General features: G+C 40.3%; 16 protein-coding genes. 8 read left to right on the top strand and 8 right to left on the bottom strand.

The genetic code is table 11. From position 1 onward, the window contains the following. Positions 1–4: 4 nt before the first annotated feature. The 7 genes from P3L40_RS07735 to galE all read right to left on the bottom strand — a co-directional run bounded on the left by P3L40_RS07735 (position 5) and on the right by galE (position 9,813). Positions 5–2,080, bottom strand: coding sequence for a TonB-dependent siderophore receptor (locus P3L40_RS07735; protein WP_210852245.1), 2,076 nt, complete (start codon positions 2,078–2,080; stop codon positions 5–7). A 287-nt stretch (positions 2,081–2,367) separates the two neighbouring features. Continuing rightward, positions 2,368–3,999: a sodium/sugar symporter gene (locus P3L40_RS07730; protein WP_272693273.1), complete on the bottom strand. Its 1,632-nt coding sequence runs from the start codon at positions 3,997–3,999 to the stop codon at positions 2,368–2,370. A gap of 263 nt (positions 4,000–4,262) precedes the next feature. Continuing rightward, entirely contained in the window at positions 4,263–5,267 is a 1,005-nt protein-coding gene (locus P3L40_RS07725) for a substrate-binding domain-containing protein (protein WP_004261677.1), read from the bottom strand. 153 nt (positions 5,268–5,420) lie between these two features. Beyond that, complete coding sequence (locus P3L40_RS07720; protein WP_272693272.1) at positions 5,421–6,452, bottom strand: galactose-1-epimerase; 1,032 nt, start codon at positions 6,450–6,452, stop codon at positions 5,421–5,423. A gap of 35 nt (positions 6,453–6,487) precedes the next feature. Next, a complete protein-coding gene (gene galK, locus P3L40_RS07715) occupies positions 6,488–7,642 on the bottom strand; it encodes a galactokinase (protein WP_004261683.1) in 1,155 nt (384 codons plus the stop codon). A gap of 68 nt (positions 7,643–7,710) precedes the next feature. Continuing rightward, the gene (locus tag P3L40_RS07710) at positions 7,711–8,775 is read right to left on the bottom strand and encodes a UDP-glucose--hexose-1-phosphate uridylyltransferase (protein WP_112307229.1); all 1,065 of its coding nucleotides are present in this window, start codon (positions 8,773–8,775) and stop codon (positions 7,711–7,713) included. A gap of 12 nt (positions 8,776–8,787) precedes the next feature. Then, positions 8,788–9,813, bottom strand: a complete 1,026-nt coding sequence (gene galE / locus P3L40_RS07705) for a UDP-glucose 4-epimerase GalE (RefSeq protein ID WP_210852243.1) — start codon at positions 9,811–9,813, stop codon at positions 8,788–8,790. Positions 9,814–10,307: 494 nt separating this feature from the next. On the opposite strand from galE, the gene P3L40_RS07700 reads away from it, so the two are divergent. The 5 genes from P3L40_RS07700 to P3L40_RS07680 all read left to right on the top strand — a co-directional run bounded on the left by P3L40_RS07700 (position 10,308) and on the right by P3L40_RS07680 (position 15,598). Beyond that, on the top strand, positions 10,308–11,021 hold the full coding sequence (locus P3L40_RS07700) for an IclR family transcriptional regulator (RefSeq protein ID WP_136134899.1): 714 nt from the start codon (positions 10,308–10,310) through the stop codon (positions 11,019–11,021). Between the two features lie 63 nt (positions 11,022–11,084). Next, positions 11,085–12,713: an OPT/YSL family transporter gene (locus P3L40_RS07695; RefSeq protein ID WP_136134900.1), complete on the top strand. Its 1,629-nt coding sequence runs from the start codon at positions 11,085–11,087 to the stop codon at positions 12,711–12,713. A gap of 17 nt (positions 12,714–12,730) precedes the next feature. After that, a complete protein-coding gene (locus tag P3L40_RS07690; RefSeq protein WP_136134901.1) occupies positions 12,731–13,936 on the top strand; it encodes an aminotransferase class V-fold PLP-dependent enzyme in 1,206 nt (401 codons plus the stop codon). After that, on the top strand, positions 13,929–14,654 hold the full coding sequence (gene pepE / locus P3L40_RS07685) for a dipeptidase PepE (RefSeq protein WP_136134902.1): 726 nt from the start codon (positions 13,929–13,931) through the stop codon (positions 14,652–14,654). Before P3L40_RS07690 ends, pepE begins: the two co-directional genes overlap by 8 nt. Next, positions 14,654–15,598, top strand: a complete 945-nt coding sequence (locus tag P3L40_RS07680) for a DUF1177 domain-containing protein (protein ID WP_210852240.1) — start codon at positions 14,654–14,656, stop codon at positions 15,596–15,598. The genes pepE and P3L40_RS07680 overlap by 1 nt, the downstream gene beginning before the upstream one ends. A 201-nt stretch (positions 15,599–15,799) precedes the next feature. Here P3L40_RS07680 and P3L40_RS07675 read toward each other — a convergent pair whose 3' ends face one another. After that, positions 15,800–16,429, bottom strand: coding sequence for an NAD(P)H-binding protein (locus P3L40_RS07675; RefSeq protein WP_004261694.1), 630 nt, complete (start codon positions 16,427–16,429; stop codon positions 15,800–15,802). Positions 16,430–16,638: 209 nt separating this feature from the next. Between P3L40_RS07675 and hemP the strand changes: the two genes are divergently transcribed. The 3 genes from hemP to P3L40_RS07660 all read left to right on the top strand — a co-directional run bounded on the left by hemP (position 16,639) and on the right by P3L40_RS07660 (position 19,255). Beyond that, the gene (hemP, locus tag P3L40_RS07670) at positions 16,639–16,812 is read left to right on the top strand and encodes a hemin uptake protein HemP (RefSeq protein ID WP_226617232.1); all 174 of its coding nucleotides are present in this window, start codon (positions 16,639–16,641) and stop codon (positions 16,810–16,812) included. A gap of 99 nt (positions 16,813–16,911) precedes the next feature. Then, complete coding sequence (locus P3L40_RS07665) at positions 16,912–17,190, top strand: hypothetical protein (RefSeq protein ID WP_136134904.1); 279 nt, start codon at positions 16,912–16,914, stop codon at positions 17,188–17,190. A gap of 52 nt (positions 17,191–17,242) precedes the next feature. Further along, a complete protein-coding gene (locus P3L40_RS07660; RefSeq protein ID WP_210852239.1) occupies positions 17,243–19,255 on the top strand; it encodes a TonB-dependent hemoglobin/transferrin/lactoferrin family receptor in 2,013 nt (670 codons plus the stop codon). Positions 19,256–19,279: the final 24 nt, after the last annotated feature.

The following is a 19,279-nucleotide window of genomic DNA, read 5'->3' as shown; positions in this document are numbered from 1 at the left end:
AAAATTACCAAGTGTACTTTGTTTGTAACACAAATGAGCGCGATTGGCCGTAATAGCACCAGGTATCACAGGATGAAACATACTCTTTATTGAGGATGTTATTCATATTGAACTGGAACTGCCAATTGTTCGATAATTGATATATCGCGGCCATATCCCAGAGCGTCGCACTAGGAACAGAAAGGTTGCTGCTTGCTGGGTTATCCTTTGATTGACCATAATAGCGAATACCAGTTCCGAGTTTTAACGACTGGTTACTCACGATTGGAATTTCGTAGTCAGTCCAGACAGTCGCCATATGTTTGGGGATCATACCAGCCTGTTTACGTCCCTTACCACCTGTTTGATCTGTTTTCGCATTGGTATAAGTGTATGTCGCTTTAATATCCCAATTATCAGTAACACTTGCAAATAGTTCTGTTTCTATACCTTGTGAAGTGACTTTACCTGTTTGTGTTGCAACAGGGTGTTCAGGAGTTGTGACTAACGCATTTTTTTGTTCGATATCGAACCAAGCAATATTCCAATAACCATCCATAAAATAAGGTGTATATTTGATACCTGCTTCAAATTGCTCACCTTTAAGTGGTTTATATAGTTTTTGGGTTGTTGGGTCGATTGTCGATTGAACTTCAAAAGATTGAGAGTAATTTAAATAAGGTGAAATGCCATTGTCAGCAATATACATTAAACCCGCATTTAAACTCATCTGCCCATCATTTCTAGACTCATCTTCTGCTTTTTTATGTGCTTTATTTTCAGTTTTTACCCAATCATAACGTGCACCAACGACCCCAATCCATTTGCTATCAAGCTTTGTTTGGTATTGTGAATAAATACTAGCTTGTGTTTTATCAATAGTGCGATGAATGTTATTTGATGGGTCAAGTGGGGTATAGTGCCCATAAACTGGCTTCCACGGGTTAATTTTACCAAAAGCATAATTATCCTGTTCATCGCCTTTGGTTTGATGATATTGGAATTCAATACCCGCAAGTAAGGTATTTTCGAACCGCTCACTATCCCATTCACCGACGATATTGTTATCAAAACTAAAACTTTGGTTTTTACCATCGCGAAAAACAATACCTTGCCCCAATTCCTGCACGGTAGGGTCTGCATTAAAGAAAGCATAAACACTTCTGAGTGTTAGGTCGTTGTAACCATAATTTACACGCTGCGCAAAACGCCACTCATCATTAAATTGATGTTCTAATAAATAACCCACTGAGAACTGAGTCCGCTTGTATTTATCGTAATCAGGCTTACCTAAATTGGTTGATGGCTTAATTTTACCGTAATTAGAGTGAATTAATGTTCCCGCCGCTGGGAAAAAAGGATTCGTGGGCGTACCATCATCGTGCAGATACGTCCCCATTAACGTAAGTACAGTCTGATCAGACAAGTCAAATGCCGCACTTGGCGCCAGATAAATACGTTTATTATCCGTGCCTTTGAGTTCCCCATCCGATTTTTTCATCGTTCCCACTAAACGGTAGCGGGCACCTGCATCGGCTGATGCTGTAGAAAGATCAAAACCTAGCGCTTGATGATCGTTATTACCCGCTTCTAAAAATATTTCATTTTTAGCATTAATAGATGGCTTTTTCGTTACTAAGTTAACAGCGCCTCCAGGAGTGGATTCGCCAAAGAGAACGGCTGATGACCCCTTCACGACTTCAATACTTTCCAATCCATAAGGTTCAAGTAGCCAAGTGTAGTAGCCATCTCGATATAACCGGCTATTATCTAAATAAGTTGCGGCATCAAAACCGCGAACTTTGAACCAATCCGTATCATTATCAGCCCCATAAGGTTGTGCAACAACCCCCGAGGTATAACGAAGTGCTTCATCAATTTTTTGCGGAGCATGTATGGTCAAATCTTGTTCCGTAATGATCGAAACAGATTTTGGCGTTTCTTGCAGCGCAGTATTCACTTTGAGTGCTTGTGCACTAACAACGAAAGAGTCTTTTTTGTCGCTATTTTGTTCATTTGCCATGGATTGGTTTTGAACAGCCAGCGCTAACAGAGTGAAAATGGCAACCTGATGTAAACGAAATAAACCTAAATTTTTCACAAAATAGTTCCAATGATAATAATAATAAGTCTCAGTATTATTCCTAAAAATAAGTCAAATTAAAATCAATTTGGCATATTTGCTTATAACAAATAGTTATTAAAAAAATAAAATTAAAACAATTAACCATACATAAGGAAGGGAGATTATTAGTCAAGAATAACGAAAATGATCTCGATGCGAATATTAGGTCATTATTTAAGTTAACAAACGCAAAAAATAAGGCGGGAATGACCTTTCCCGCCTCGTGCTATCATTTTACTTATCAGCTTGTTAGAAGTTTTGGATTACCAGAACAGCGCATATAGCACACATAAGATAACCATAATTGCGTATGATGCGATATTGAAGCCTGTCGATGTTTTAAAGGTCTCCGACGTTAGGATAATAGCCCCTTCACAGTCATCTTCTTTTGCCGTTGTCAGGCTAATTAAACCAATCACCACCGCAGTAAAGAAGAAGGTGTACATCATTTGGTCAAGGAATGGCATACCTAACGGCATTAGTTTTAAGAATAATGCAAACGGAATTGAGAGCAGCACACCGATAATCGCGCCTTTCGCATTGGTTTTCTTCCAAAATAGACCTAATAAGAATACCGCTAAGATACCTGGGCTAACTAACCCGGTATATTCCTGAATATATTGGAAAGCTTGTCCAATGTTACCCAGTAATGGGGCGATGAAGCATGCGACGATTAACGCAACAACTGCACTAATCCGCCCGACATTCACTAATTTATGGTCCGCGGTTGATGGAGCAATGTATTCTTTGTAGATATCCATGGTGAAAATAGTTGCCACTGAGTTCAACATGGAAGCTAAAGAAGAAACGATAGCCGCAGCTAATGCCGCAAACACAACCCCTTTAGCGCCTACGGGTAAGAATTGTGTTAACCATGGGTAAGCTTTGTCCGCTTGGGCCAATGTTGGCATATGTTCTTGTGCCATCGTTCCTAATCCCGCCAGTAATGCAGGGTCAGAAACTATCACAAATGCCGCAATACCCGGTACGACAACAAGGGTTGGGACAATAAGTTTGAGAAATGCTGCGAAAACCAAGCCTTTTTGCGCTTCATTAATAGACTTAGCGGCTAATGCACGTTGAATAATATATTGGTTGAAGCCCCAGTAATATAAATTGGCAACCCATAAACCGCCAATTAACACTGCAATACCGGGTAAATTACTAAACTGTGGGTTGTCTTGGCTTAAAATCATTTCAAAATGCGCAGGCGCTTCACTTGCCATACGGCTCATACCTGCGAATAACCCCGCATCACCGCCAATATAGCTCACCGCCATTATCGTGGTTAAAAAGCCGCCTAAAATTAAGAAGAAAACTTGTACAACATCCGTCCACGCAACCGCAGATAGCCCGCCATAAAGAGAGTAAATCACTGCAAATAATGCTAAGCCGAAAATAGCATAATGCATTGGGATACCTAGGATTGTTTGTAATGCTAACGACCCTAAATAGAGAACTGAAGTTAAATTAACAAAGATAAATAATGCCAACCAGAACACGGCTAAGATCGTTTTTAACGTTTTATTAAAGCGTTTTTCAACAAACTCTGGAATGGTAAAAATACCTTTATCAATAAACACGGGCATGAAGTATTTTGCGACAATGATCAGTGTTAGTGCTGCCATCCATTCATAGGATGCGATAGCCAAACCTATTGAAAAACCAGAGCCCGACATACCAATAAATTGCTCTGCTGATATATTTGCCGCAATCAATGAAGAACCTATCGCCCACCAAGGTAATGTTTTTCCTGCTAGAAAATAGTCTTTTGTACCTTTCTTTTGCCCTTTTTTATCTCGAGAAACCCAAAGACCAACACTAATAATGATAAGCACATACAGAATGAATATTCCGTAATCTAATGTGCTTAACCCAACCCCTTCAGTTTGCATAATCAAATTCCTTCGCCAAGTGATAACAAAGCAAGTGTAAACGTTACCACAAAATATCACCGTTAGATGAATCACATATTTTCACAATATCCTCTAAAGAATTAACTTAATGGACTAAATAGCAGAAATTAATGTAAATTTTCATAGGTGATAGAAGAGAAGGTACCAGGAAGTAATCTAGATTTTAATAAATTCGTGAAGTTCATCAAATATTAATGAGAACGTTTACACTTATTTTCGTAACGCTATGGGCTATAAAATACTTAGGCGTGCAAAGGCCTAACTGAATTACGTTGAACCAATGTCGGAGAGTAAATCAAACTTTCACCTGTCGTTTTTTCCCCTCTCGCTAAAGAAAGTGCTAGTTGTGTGGCTTTTTCTGCCATCATTTGGATAGGATAACGAATTGTTGTTAAGCGTGGATGGATGTAGCGGGCAATCAACACATCATCAAAACCAATAACCGAGACCTGTTCTGGTGAGTGAATTTCATTTTCATCTAATACCGCGATGGCTCCCGCGGCCATAAAATCGTTGTAACCCACGACCGCTGTGATTTCGAGTGATTTTATCAGTAAGTTAGTCATCGCTTGCTCCCCACCTTCCCCATAAGGAGCGCCATATTCAATATAACTATCAGACAGTTGAATACCATTATTTTTTAACGCATCTCGATAACCCTGTAAACGCTGTACCGCATCCTCAATTTGGTGATTTGATGAAATGTACGCAATTTTAGTATGCCCATGTCGAATAAGATGTTCTGTCGCTAAATATGCGCCCTTGTAGTTATTTAAAGAAATACAACGGGTTGCAATTTCATCAATATGGCGGTTGATCAGTACCATACTTGGGACTTCTTTTGCATATTGAAGCAGTTCAGCATCATCCAGGGCTTTAGAGTGGATAACCAAAGCATCACAGCGGTTATTAATCAACAACTCAATCGATTGGCGCTCTTCCTTGGCATTATGGTAACCATTACAAATCAGAATATGTTTACCATTTTTATGCGCTACAGCATCAACGGCCTTGACCATAACGCCAAAAAAAGGGTCGGAAACATCGTTAACTAACACCCCAATGGTATTTGAACTTTGGTTCACAAGAGCTCGCGCAGCGGCATTGGGACGATAACCTAGCTTATTCATTGCACTCTTTACTGATGCAATAGAAGCTTGGCTTGCCTTCGGTGATTGGTTAATCACTCGAGAAACAGTTGCAACCGAAACACCTGCTTCTTTTGCCACATCTTTGATTGTCGCCATTGTGCACCTCTACAATTAGGATGGCTTATTAAACAATGAGCTAGAATTAAAAACAATGGCATAACGCATATTAAAATTATTTAAATTAAAATAATGGGGTTATCGTGCAAAAAAGAAAACACCGCTTAGATGCGGTGTTAATCATATATAGATTTAGAAAATAAATTGATAGCAGGTTTCACTACAATAAATTTGATTAGGCTGTGAAATCGGGCTGTATCGTTCTCCCCATTCAGGGTGATTAACAGCATCAGGTGGAAACTGTGTTTCAAATGCAACCCCAGAAAAAGGCGTATAAGATTTTGTTTTACCCGCAACTGAAATTAAATAATTCCCTGTATACAACTGCATAGAGGGCATCGTTGTAGAAATATTCATCTTTACGTCTCCCTCAGGAGCACTCAACGATGCCACCGTTTGCCGCCCATCAATACGGGCTGTATCTAGCATAAAAGTGTGGTCATATCCCCCAGCAGAAATTTGGTCGTGATCTTGTAGAAAGTCACGGCCAATGAGTTTGCTTTGGCGAAAATCAAAATAACTACCAGTGACATTACACCACTCTCCGCTAGGGATCCCTGCTTTATCTGTGGGTAAATAACAGTCACTGTAAATCGTAAGAGCATGATCTAGCGCTGTCTTTTCACTACCTTCACCCGCCAAATTAAAATAAGTATGGTTGGTTAGGTTTACAGGGCAGGCCTTTGTAGTTTGGTGCTTATAACGGATAATCACTTGATTTTCATCCGTTAATTCATAACTTACCTCAACTTTCAATTCCCCGGGAAAACCTTGGTCACCATCGGGTGAAATGAGTGAAAAAATAGCCTGTTGGGTACTAGGTTGTGAAACGGCCCAAATCCGATAACTAAAATTGTCCTGCCCACCATGTAAACAATGCGGCTCATGATTGGCTGACACTGAATAATTTTCACCATGAATAGAAAAACGTGCATTCGCTATACGGTTAGCTACGCGCCCGACTGTCGCGCCCAAATACACGTCTTGTTCCTTTTGTTTATCCATATTTGGTGAACCTAGAACAACATCTCGTCTCCCATGTATTAGCGGCAAAATACAACTTACCCAGCTTGCCCCTAAACTTGTCAGGACAATTTTCATGTCATTTTTATTGGTTAACTCTACAACTTTGGGCGTCTGATTTTTTTCTTGATTAAACAGCATGTTATATCAACTTTTTTCAATTTATTAATTTGGTTTTAACTTACCACACTCGCACCTGAGCTTGGCTGGCAAACATAAATATCGGCTTGTAGGCCTGTCATTTTCTGGTATTGCGCTTCTACCGCGTCAATCACCGGTTGAACACATTGCTGCTGCATCAATGCAACCACACAGCCGCCAAAGCCTCCTCCTGTCATTCGTACCCCGCCCTGAACACCTAAAACGGACTTAACGATATCCACTAAGGTATCAATTTCTTTGACGGTGATTTCGAAATCATCACGCATAGAAATATGGGATTGCGCCATTAACTCACTTAACTGCAATAAATCATTTTGTGTTAATGCTTTTGCTGCCGCTAAAGTACGTTCATTTTCACTGATCACGTGTTTGGCTCGCTTAGCAACGATAGGCGATAATAGATGTTGCTTCTGTAAAAACTCATCAAATGTGATGTCACGTAACGCTTTCACCCCAAACAAATTAGCGGCTTCTTCACATTGTTGGCGGCGTGTATTGTATTCACTTCCAACCAAACCCCGTTGCTTATTTGAGTTGATTATCATCACAACCAGATCATCAGGTATGGAAATAGGAAATAGCGCCAAACTGCGGCAATCAATCAATAGAGCATGGCCTTCATCACCACACGCTGAAATCAGTTGGTCCATAATACCGCAGTTACAACCAACAAATTGGTTCTCAGCTTGTTGGCCATTAAGCGCGATATCTTGCTGGCTAATATCTAATTGATACAAAGCCTTAAGTGTTTGTCCAATCACAACTTCGAGTGAGGCTGAAGAACTTAACCCCGCGCCTTGCGGCACATTACCACTGACTGCAATATCGCAACCATTGAATAAAAGCCCTCTTTGTAAGAGAAACTTCACGACACCGCGAATATAGTTTGCCCACATTTTTTCAGGCAAAAATGCAATTTCGCTATCCAAACTGAATTCGTCACATTCATTATGGTAGTCAGCCGCAACGACTCGGATGATACGATCATCACGTTTAGCCGCCGCGGTCATCGTTTGGTAATCAATCGCACAAGGCAAAACAAAGCCATCATTATAATCCGTATGTTCACCGATAATATTCACTCGCCCCGGCGCTTGAACATAAATTTCAGGTTGATAACCAAAGGTTTTTTCAAACGACGAGGCAACAGTTTGCTTTAACGTTTCCATTTTTAATTATCCTTAATGCGTAATTTGGTTAACCCAGCAAACAGCTAAGTTAATTATAATTTGATGAATTATTTAGTAGTTTGACTTTGTTTATAATGGCAGTCACTCACATCACGTAAACGTTGTGCGGCCTGTTCTGGTGTCAGGTCTCGCTGAGTTTCAGCTAACATTTCATACCCCACCATGAATTTTTTCACCGTCGCTGAGCGCAGTAATGGCGGATAAAATAAGGCATGTAGTTGCCAATGCTCGATACTTTGGCTTTCATTAATAAAAGGTGCAAAGTGCCATCCCATTGAATATGGGAAAGAGCAATGAAATAGATTATCGTAACGGCTTGTGAGTTTTTTTAGCGCAACAGCAAGGTCTGCACGAATGGCTTCATTCATTTCATCCATACGGCGAATATGCTGTTTTGGCAATAACAGGGTTTCAAATGGCCAAGCTGCCCAATAAGGAACAAGTGCAATCCATTCTTCAGTTTCAACAACAATTCGTGAGCCATCTTGTTGCTCAGCTTTAATATAGTCAATTAATAAGTTGCTGCCATGACGTTGATAATATTGCGTGAGAAAATGGTCCTTACGTGCAATTTCATTCGGTAAAAAATCACTTGCCCAAATTTGTCCATGAGGATGCGGTTGAGAACACCCCATTATTTCCCCTTTATTTTCAAAAACCTGAACCCAAGCATAACGTTCACTTAACTCAGCAACTTGTTGCTGCCATGTTTCGATAACACCTTCAATTTCAGGTACAGACAGCTCTGGCAGTGTTTTACTGTGATCAGGCGAAAAGCAAATCACTCGACTAACCCCACTCACCGATTGTGATTGAAACAATTCAGATTGATTATCAGGTTGGGCGCAGGGTTGTGCTAATAACGCACCATGGTCATTTTGGAATACATAAGTCCCTTGGTAGTTAGGATTCACTTCCCCGGAGACCCTTGTATTGCCAGGGCACAAGAAGCAATGCTCATCATATTGAGGTAAATTTTCTATTGATGGTTTTTCATCTTTACCGCTCCACGGGCGTTTTGCTCGATGAGGGGACACTAACACCCACTGGCCTGTTAATGGGTTATAGCGACGATGAGGGCAATCCGAAGGGTTAAAAGGCAAAATATTCATCTCATGCATCTCCTAAACTTCATAACCATTGGGATTATTTGATTGCCAACGCCAACTGTCAGTCGCCATATCCTCAAGAGTTCGCTCCGCTTGCCATCCTAGTTCATGGTGCGCTTTTTCTGGTGTTGACCAGTATTCCGCAATATCCCCAGCACGACGTGGTTCAATCACATAAGGAATGGCTTTTCCAACTGCTTTTTCAAATGCATGTAACATTTGCAAAACACTGGTGCCGTTCCCCGTACCCAAATTGTAGCAATGTAACCCTGCTTGATTACCAACCTTTTGTAGAGCAGCAACATGGCCATCAGCTAAATCCATGACATGAATATAATCCCGAACCCCCGTCCCATCCACCGTAGGGTAATCGTTTCCATAAATCACCAATTTTTCTCTTTTCCCTACTGCAACTTGGGTAATATAAGGTGTTAAATTATTGGGGATCCCTTGTGGGTCTTCTCCCATCAAACCCGATGGATGAGCACCTACAGGGTTGAAATAACGTAATAATGTTAATGACCATGACGGGTCTGAGTGAAATAAATCAGATAAACAACGCTCAACCATATACTTGCTGGTGCCATAAGGGCTTTGCGTATTACCCGTTGGGAACTCTTCGGTGATAGGTAAACGACTGGGCTCGCCATATACTGTTGCTGACGAACTAAAAATCAAACTTTTCACGTTCGCTTCCTGCATACAGCGCATTAATACCGATGTCCCATTGAAATTAACATCATAGTATCTAAGCGGGTTTTCTACTGATTCACCAACCGCTTTTAGCCCTGCAAAATGAATAACTGAATGAAATTGATGAGAAGAAAAAATGTGAGCTAGCTGTTGCTCATTTCGAACATCACACTGATAAAATACTGGGCGCACACCGGTTAATCTTTCAATACGATTAAGCACTTCTAGCTTTGCATTACACAAATTATCAATAATAACTGGTGATAGCCCAGCCTTTATCAATTGAACACAAGTATGACTACCGATATACCCGAGCCCGCCTGTAACGAGAATTTCAACCTGTTGCATCTCTCTTCCCCCAATACTGCTTAAATTGCATTCTGTCTTCCAACTTGTCATTGCTACCGAGTATAACAACGAGTTTAGATAAGATTCTGTGATCAACCTCGACTTAGTGTAAACGTTTACACAAAAATATAAAATAATCTATTTCTCACATAAATAAATCGCATCAGGAAAAGATCATTCAAGGTAAACAAATTCTCCTGTTTTCACCAATAACTCATTTATCCATTTGCGTCCTTTTGATTGTTTCGCTAGTAGGAACAGCTAAAGACTAAAAAAAATAGATTAACTTCAAATAGTTATAGAGAAAGTAAGAAAAAAAAGATAAATGATAAGAACTGTTTTAGTGACCTACTTAACACAGACGCAACAAACCATTTACTTTGCATATTGTTTCATCTAAATATGTTTGTATTACCAAACGGCACACTGTTCCCGCATAAGGAACAAAAATATAACAATAGTGCTAATTCAATTAATTATAAACAGGGGAAGCTATGAATAACCGACTACAATCTGCTGGTTTCGTATTAGCCTTGTTAGATTACTTTTCAATCAACAAGCCCATATGGGGAGTACGTGAGTTAGCTCGTCATCTTGATAAGAGCCCTTCCGTCGTACAGCGGGGTTTTAATATTCTAGAAGAGCAAGGTTTCTTACAAAAAAATAAAAATAAAGAATATTTATTAGGCTTGCGGTGTATTGAAATCGGTCATTTAGCCAATAACACACGCCAGTTTTCACAATTAGCGAGTGACTACTTACGCCCTCTCGCTGATAAAACACATGAAACCATATTTATTTATCGCCGTTACAATGATATCGCTATTTGTAATTTCATTTTAGAAAGTGACCATCTTATCCGCTTTACATCTAAAGAAGGAGAAGCGTTGAGCTTGCATGAAGCCCCATTTACACAAATCATTTTAAGCTCAATGGATATTTCATATATTGATGAATATCTTTCTAAACATAATTTGCAAAATAACACCTTATTAAAAAAGCAATTAAGTCTCTATGCTGAAGAAGGATATGCATATTCAAAAGAAGCTTATTTAGCAGGAACACAAGGGTTATCCGTTCCTATATTTTCTTTTGAAAAAGGGGTATTAGGCTCGTTATGCATTGCAGCATCAAGCCAAAGTAAAAATTTAACCGAGTATTATCCATTATTAAAATCCACAGCCAGTAAATTATCTACCATATTTTAAATCCATGGTGAAATAATAAGATAAAAAGCAGTTATTAATTATTAAAATAAAATAGGTAACTCTATGAATATATCTCATGATAAAAATGATACTGAGGTACGTGTATCTATTTTTTCTCCAGCACTACTCATCGCAATAATTATATTATCTTTTGTTGGTGCTATTATTGGTATTCAGATTATTGTCACACTAGGTATCTCCGCAAACACATCAATTATCGGTGCTGTTCTCGCCATTTTATTATCTCGTGTCCCACTTTCTATTTTCGCATCATTTAAATTTATCGATGCGCAAAATTTAATTCAAACTAGCATCTCTGCAGCAACCTTTGCTGCAGCAAATGGTTTAATAGTAGCCATTGGTGTGCCTTGGGTATTGGGTATGCCTGAATTAATTTATCCGATGATGGCTGGAGCTTTCGTTGCGATTATCATTGATGGCACGATTTTATATGGCTTGTTTAATACCCGCGCCTATCCTGCCAGTGCATCTTGGCCTGCCGGTGTTGCCACCGCAGAAACTTTGTGGGCAGGAAATAAAGGTGGAAAGCGGCTTGGCGCATTGCTGACAGGCTTTGCTGCTGGAGCCATCGGTGCAGGTTTTGGTATCCCAATGGCATCCGCAGGGATCGCGTTGATTGGCAGTATTTTCGCGTTATTCATGTTTGCTGTTGGACTTCTCATTCGCGGTTTTTCTGAGTCAGGGCTAATTACTTATAATTTATATGAAAACTATGTCCCACACGGTGTGATGATTGGTGCAGGTATCGTCGCATTAATCCAAATCGGAGCCATTGTATTTCGCAACAAGAAAGATAGTCAGCAACAAAGCGAAGATAGTGATGAATTACGCCAAAGTAGCAAACGTATCAAGTCAACCTTAATCAAAGGGGCAACGTTCTACTTTTTAACCGCATTAGCACTCACATTTATTAGCCAAATATTTGTCACCATGACATTGCCACAACTTATTGGATTCCTCATTTTTGCGACCTTAGCCGCTTTAATCCAAGAGATGATTGTAGGTATGGCTGCGATGCATTCTGGCTGGTTTCCTGCAACTGCAGCAGCTCTTATCTCATTGATGATTGGTATTTTACTGGGGTTTCCCCCCGAAGCATTGGCCGTTTTAGTTGGGTTTTGTGCCGCGACAGGCCCTGCTTTTGCCGATATGGGTTTTGACCTAAAAACGGGGTTTATGATCCGCGGTTATGGTAAAAACCAATCTGCAGAACATTATGGGAGAAAACAACAATATTTTGCCGCTATTATCGGTTTTTGCTGCGCCTTGGTGGTGGTTGCACTTACCTACGATTTTTATTTCGAACAAGACAAAATCGTTCCTGCATCAAGGCTTTATGCCGCTACGATCCAAGCAGGAAGCTCCTCAGATGTGGCAATGATGTTGTTATTGTGGGCCATACCGGGTGCCATCATTCAGTTAATTGGCGGTGCTAAAAACCAGATTGGCGTACTCTTCTCAACTGGCTTGATGATTAACTACCCTATTGCAGGTTGGACGGTTCTTACTGCACTCGCGGTTCGAATTATCATTGAGCGTTTCTTCAATATCAGTTCCGATAAAATTTCAACTTTCGCTGGTGGGCTTATTGCTGGCGATGCTCTTTACTCCACGGCTAAAGCATTCCTGCCAACCCTCAAAGCGAAACTGCTTTCCTTCTGGGCTAAATAACTTTATAGGGAATAATAATGACGAATATCTGGTCGCAAGTGCAAAAAGACACTCTAGTTTCACAACATTACGCTTATTTTGATACGGGAGCCGCTGCGCCACCGCCAAAACCGGTAATAGACGCAGTAAAGCGCTATCTTGATAAAACCGCAGAGCAAGGGACTTATTTACCGAACTTCCGCAAGCAAACTTATGAGCAAGTTGAAATTTGTCGACAAAAATTGGCCGCATTTATCGGAGCAAAGCCCAGTGAAATTGCATTTACCAAAAATGGCACAGAATCTATCAGCTTGATTGCTAGAGGTATTTCTTGGCAAGCTGGCGATGAAGTGATAATTCCTGATACTGAGATGCTCAGCAATATTGCAATTTGGCAACTGTTAGCGCATGAAAAAGGAATAAAAATTATTAAGGTGAGTGCGGATAGCTATGGTGTCCTTTCACCTGAATCTATCGAGCAAGCGATAACCTCTAAGACAAAGCTCATCAGTTTCGTTGCGCTATCTAACATAACTGGGGTAATTCAACCTGTGCAGGCTATTTGTGAGATAGCCAGAAAGCATGGTGTACTTAGCCATATTAGTGCTTCACAAGCCATTGGAATGTATAACGTTAATGTTCAAAAATGGCAATGTGACTTTATGTCATCATGTGGCCGAAAAGGGTTAAGAGCGATAGAAGGCAGTGGAATTCTGTTTGTTCGTGAATCATTGGTACCATCATTAACCCCCACACTGGTCGGTTGGTGGAATAGCTCAATTGACCCACAAACAGGAGACGTTATTCTGCCTCAAACAGCAAAACGCTTTGAAGCGGGCTGCCCAAATGTTCCGGCCATTATTAGTTTAGATTCGGCTTTAGACTATGCTGTAAATATCGGTATTGAACAAATTGAGAATCGCAACCAAACACTCACTCAATATGCGATGCAGCAATTATCTCAACTTTCTGGTGTCGAAATTTATGGCCCTAATAATAGCCACCAGCGAATAGGAATAATTCCATTTAATATTAACGGAATCCCCTCTGATGTATTAATGCAAAAATTAGAAGCTAAAAATATCATTATTGAATCAGGTCACTTTATGGCAACCGCTATTTTAAAGTTCTATCAAATAGAAAAAATGGCCCGCTTATCACTTCATTATTTTAATAGTGAAAAAGAAATCGATTTATTAATTAATTCAATAAATAAAATCAAAAAGGAATATAGCAATGACTAATGCGTTATTAATGAGTAGTTCACGCATGGGGAATATGAATTATTTACAACATGCGGGCGAACAAATCCATCGTTTATTACAACATAAAAAACAAAATATTCTATTTATTCCTTATGCCGCAGTTACATTCAGTTTTGATGATTTTGAAGCAATTGTAAAACCGGTATTTAATGCTTTAGGTTATGAATTAACATCAATTCATCACTTTAGCGACCCTGTTGCGGCAGTTAAACAAGCACAAGCGATTGCTATTGGCGGCGGAAATACCTTTGCCTTATTAAAACGCCTATATGATGCCAACATAGTGGAGCTGATTTCACAACGAGTTAAATATGAAAGCATTCCCTATATGGGATGGAGTGCAGGCAGTAATGTTGCAACACCGAGTATTCGCACTACCAATGATATGCCAATTGTCCAACCCCCTACATTTAGTGCGCTGAATATTTGCCCATTTCAAATTAACCCGCATTTTATTTCTGGTAAACCAATTGGCCATAATGGGGAAAGTCGTGAAGAGAGATTAAATGAGTTTTTAACGATTAACCCCATGGAAGAATTGATCGCACTATATGAAGGAACAGCATTATTTATTGAAAACGACCATGGCACCATTTTAGGTGAGCAAAATGCCCTATGGTTACGGGAACCTAATAAGATTGAAGAAATTGCTACCAACAAGCCATTCAAATTAAATATTATTAAAGGAGTGCAATAATGTCTTTGAATTATCTAAGCCAAGTTTATGACTTATTAGACACCCCTGATGTTGATGGCGAAAAAATGGCAGCGCTACTTCATTCTGTTGGCTCAAATGATGCCATCATCACTGTTACTTCTATTCCTTATGAATCCCCAGAGGATACAAGTCAGTTATGCCATTTTATAAAAGTATTAATCCCAGGCTCTGAGGGCAAACACCGTGGAGGCACTTACCCGACTTTAGGCATTATCGGTCGTTTAGGTGCACAACAGGCACAACCGAATCGTATTGGAATAGTTTCTGATGCTGATGGGTCAATTGTCGCTTTTGCCAGCGCGATGAAGTTGTTGGATATGGCGGCAAAGGGGCAGAGCCTCAAAGGGGACGTAATAATTAGCTCTCATATCGCCACGCATGTTTCGATTACTCCTCATGACCCTGTCGATTTTATGGGAATGCCAGTTTCATCTAATACCATGAATCAATATGAAGTCGATAAACAGATGGATGCTATTTTATCCATCGATACATCAAAGGGAAACAGCATCATTAAGCAACGAGGGATTGCGATTTCTCCCACGGCTATGCAAGGCTATATTTTACGCGTCGCACCTGATTTAGTTCGCTTACTGGAGTATGCAACAGGAGATGTGGCAAAGACGTTTCCTATCACCACACAAGACATTTCTCCTTATGATAACGGTGTTTATCACTTTAATTCTATAATGCAACCGCATATTGCAACACAGGCACCTGTTGTTGGCCTTGCCATTACGGCTAAATCGATTATCCCCGGTAGTGAAACAGGTGCAAGTTATGAAAGTGAGTTAATCGATGCCACACGCTTTACCGTGGAAGTCGCTAAGCAATTTTGTTGGGATAAAATTCGATTTTATCAGCAAGATGAATATGAAACACTTTATGATTTATACGGTTCATTAGCACAGATTCAGGGGTAACCTTCGAAGAGTAAAAGCCCACATTTGTGGGCTTTAGGTTGATGACAAACATAATATGTTTGTCATCAATCAGTATGTTTACCAACCCTACATTAACTTTTGTAATTCCTAAATCGGTTAGCATTTCAGGCATCATAAAATTGAAGCTTTTGTGTGTGAAACAAAAAAACAACATAACCAACAAAAATGAACTAGCCAGTGTTATATAAGCTGTTTAGATGAAATAACACGAACCCCTTTCGTGGGATTTATTGCAGCCTCAAATAATGCCTTCGCAATATTTGTTGCGGGGCTAACTTGGCAGCTCGCGGGCAATATAGATGATAGACAGGAAATAATACGAATCACAACAACTTCACCCAAACGCACTTTTTGGCGGTCACCATGAATCACATTCGGGCGAACTAAAGTTAAAGAATCAAAACCCAGTAATCTTAAATCTTGTTCAAGCTGCCCTTTTACTCGGCTATAAAAAAAAGGTGACTTAGCATTTGACCCCAAAGCAGAAGTCAATACAAATGTCGAGCAACCCCATTTTTTGGCTAGCCTTGCACAGGTTAAAGGATAGGTGTAGTCCACTTGACGAAATGCCGCCTTTGAACCAGCGGCTTTGAGGGTTGAACCGAGCGCGCAAATCACAGCATCGACTTCCCATAACGCAGCCTCGTCAGGTAAATGGTTAAAATCAACAATAGGTGCTTGTAATTTCTCATGTTCTGCTAATGCATGTCGTGTTGGCGCTATCACCTGAGTCACACGAGAGTCTGCAAGTGCCAATGATAAAACATGACTTCCCACAAGCCCTGTCGCTCCTAACAGTAATATTTTCATTTTATTCACCCATGCAATGAATAGAGAAACTCAATTATAGCCTTGTAAGTGGGGAACCACTAGATTAATGCTGTTTTTTCGTACGAACTTAGTTTTTTGTGGCTCTTTTGTTGTTTGATTGTGAAAATTACTTGATATTGGCAATCATTCTAAAGATAATCATTCTCAATATCATTTCGATTATCAACAAACTTAGTATGGTAAATAATATGACAGCCCCAGTTGCAGAAAATACCGTCGAAACGGCGAAACAACCCGTTAAAACTGACGTGATAGAAAGCCAACAATTATTGGGCCCTGCCGGTAAGGTCTCAATTCAACATAATGGCGAGCTTTATCAATTGAGACAAACTCGTACAGGTAAGTTGATCTTAACTAAGTAAGCCATACCCAAAGTAAGTCGTACCAAAACTTAATTCGCAAGCCACCTAGGTTAATTATCCAGGCAGCCAGCTTAATCTAAACATAGGAAAAGGTTTCTTATGGAGTTTAAACTGACGTCTGTATTTCACATTTGTGCCGCTAAATATCGAATCAGCAAGGATAGCCACTCGATACCTGACTATCTCGCAGCGGTAGCGTTAATGTGCCACATCCCAAATAGTCCTGCTGAACACCAACCAGTTACTGACTATTACCTCAGCTTTATACCTTCATTAGTTGTTTACTCCTCTTGCTATGTTCAGACACCGCTTACATGCAATTTTTCCTGTGTCATACCGAATTCAGGTCCTCCAGACCAATACATCGCTATCAATTAATACGAATTCACTCTGCTTAATACAGATAAAAACTATATGGAGTATCACAATTATGTCCCCTGTTTTGCGAATGTCAGTCCTAGCCAGTGCCATCTTAGGCGTGATAGCAAGTGCTCAAGCACAAACAACAGAACCAACACCAAAAAAAAATCATCATGATGTGATGACTGTCTATGCGACAGGTAGCGAACGTGACAGCTTCGAAACCCCGATGATGGTCACGGTGATCAAAAATAATTCACCTGAAACGCAAACGGCCAGCACCGTCAATGACATTTTACGTAAAGTTCCCGGGATTGGTGTCACCGGTACTAGCCGTGCAAATGGGCAAGATATTTATATGCGCGGGTTTGATCGACGCGGCATTTTGACCTTAGTGGATGGTATTCGCCAAGGCACAGATACAGGCCATGTCAATGGCACCTTTATCGACCCTGCTCTGATTAAGCAAGTTGAAATTATCCGTGGCCCTTCTGCCCTACTCTACGGCAGTGGTGCCATGGGCGGTGTGATTGCTTGGGAAACCGTTGATGCCAAAGACTTATTACGTGAAGGCCAAGACCACGGTTTCCGTGTCTTTACCGAAGCCGCTACTGGCGATCATAGCTTCGGTTTCGGCGGCACTGCGTTTGGCCGTAGTGATAACCTTGATGGGCTATTCAGCTTTGTCACGAAAGAAACCGGTAATGTCCGCATGAGTAATGGCGATGACATGAAAAACAAGGAAACCATTGGTAACCTGCTGGCAAAAGGAACATGGCAAATCGATGATACACAAAAGCTTTCTGGCCAAGTGCGTTATTATAATAATGATGCCAATGAGCCGAAAAACCCGCAAGAAATTAATGTAGGGAGTGACAATCTAAAAGTTAACCGTACCACTCGCCAACGTGATGCACAGATAACTTATCAAATTAAACCGGGCTCACAGGAATGGCTAAATTTTAAAGTCTCGCCTTATTACTCCGATATTAATATCACGGCAAAAGGCCAAGGAACCCCCTATGAAGGTCGTACACAAAAAACTTATGGCATAAAAGCTGATAACCGCTCTAACTTTTATGACTTGCCATTAGCATCACATAACCTGACTTACGGCAGTGAAGCTTATAAGCAAAAACAAACTCCTTATGCAAACACCACCCAATTCCCCGATGCGGACATCACCTTTGCATCCGGCTTTTTACAAGATGAAATTAGCCTAAAAGATTTGCCTGTTTCCTTTATTGTCGGTACGCGCTATGACCACTATAAAGCGACATCTGATGGCAATGAAGATGTGAAAAAAGGTAAATGGTCATCTAAAGGTGCCGTTAGCATCACACCAACAGAGTGGTCAATGCTATTTGCGTCATATTCAGAAGCCTTCCGAGCCCCTTCTATGATGGAAATGTATAACGACGAGGTCCACTTCCAAATGGGGCCAATCGTTAATAGATGGAAACCAAACCCTAATCTGAAACCTGAATCAACCCGTACCGCAGAATATGGTTTTGGCCTGCGTTTCGATGACCTATTGATGGATCGTGACAACCTACAATTTAAAGCCAGTTATTTTGATACCAAAGCGAAAGATTACATCAACACATATGTGAATGTTGATAGATATATTTTGCAAAATAACTACACCACATCAATCAATACTAAACGTGCCAAAATTTGGGGATGGGATGCCTCAATGGATTATAAAACAGACTATTTCAATTGGAGTTTGGCTTATAACCATACTGAAGGAAAAGATGAATCTAATGGAAAATCAATAACATCAATTAAACCTGATTCTGTCACCAGTAATCTGGCCGTACCTATTGCAGACAGCGGTTTTTCAGTGGGCTGGCTAGGGGAGTTTACGCGCCATACAGAATTCAATAAAGCCTCTAAAGCAGAACAACAAGCCGGCTATGCCGTACATGACTTCTATGTGAGTTATCAAGGTGAAGGACAACTCAAAGGGTTAGGAACCAGTGTCGTGTTAGGCAATGCATTTGATAAAGAATACTACTCATCACAAGGTATTCCTCAAGATGGACGTAATGCCAAGCTGCTTGTCAGCTTCCAATGGTAATTCACACAATATTAAGGAGATAAA

The organism is Providencia sp. PROV040 (assembly GCF_032706145.1).
GTDB classification, from domain to species: domain Bacteria; phylum Pseudomonadota; class Gammaproteobacteria; order Enterobacterales; family Enterobacteriaceae; genus Providencia; species Providencia hangzhouensis.
The sequence above is the reverse complement of the archived record's forward strand: the minus strand, read 5'-3'. Positions and strand labels throughout refer to the sequence as shown.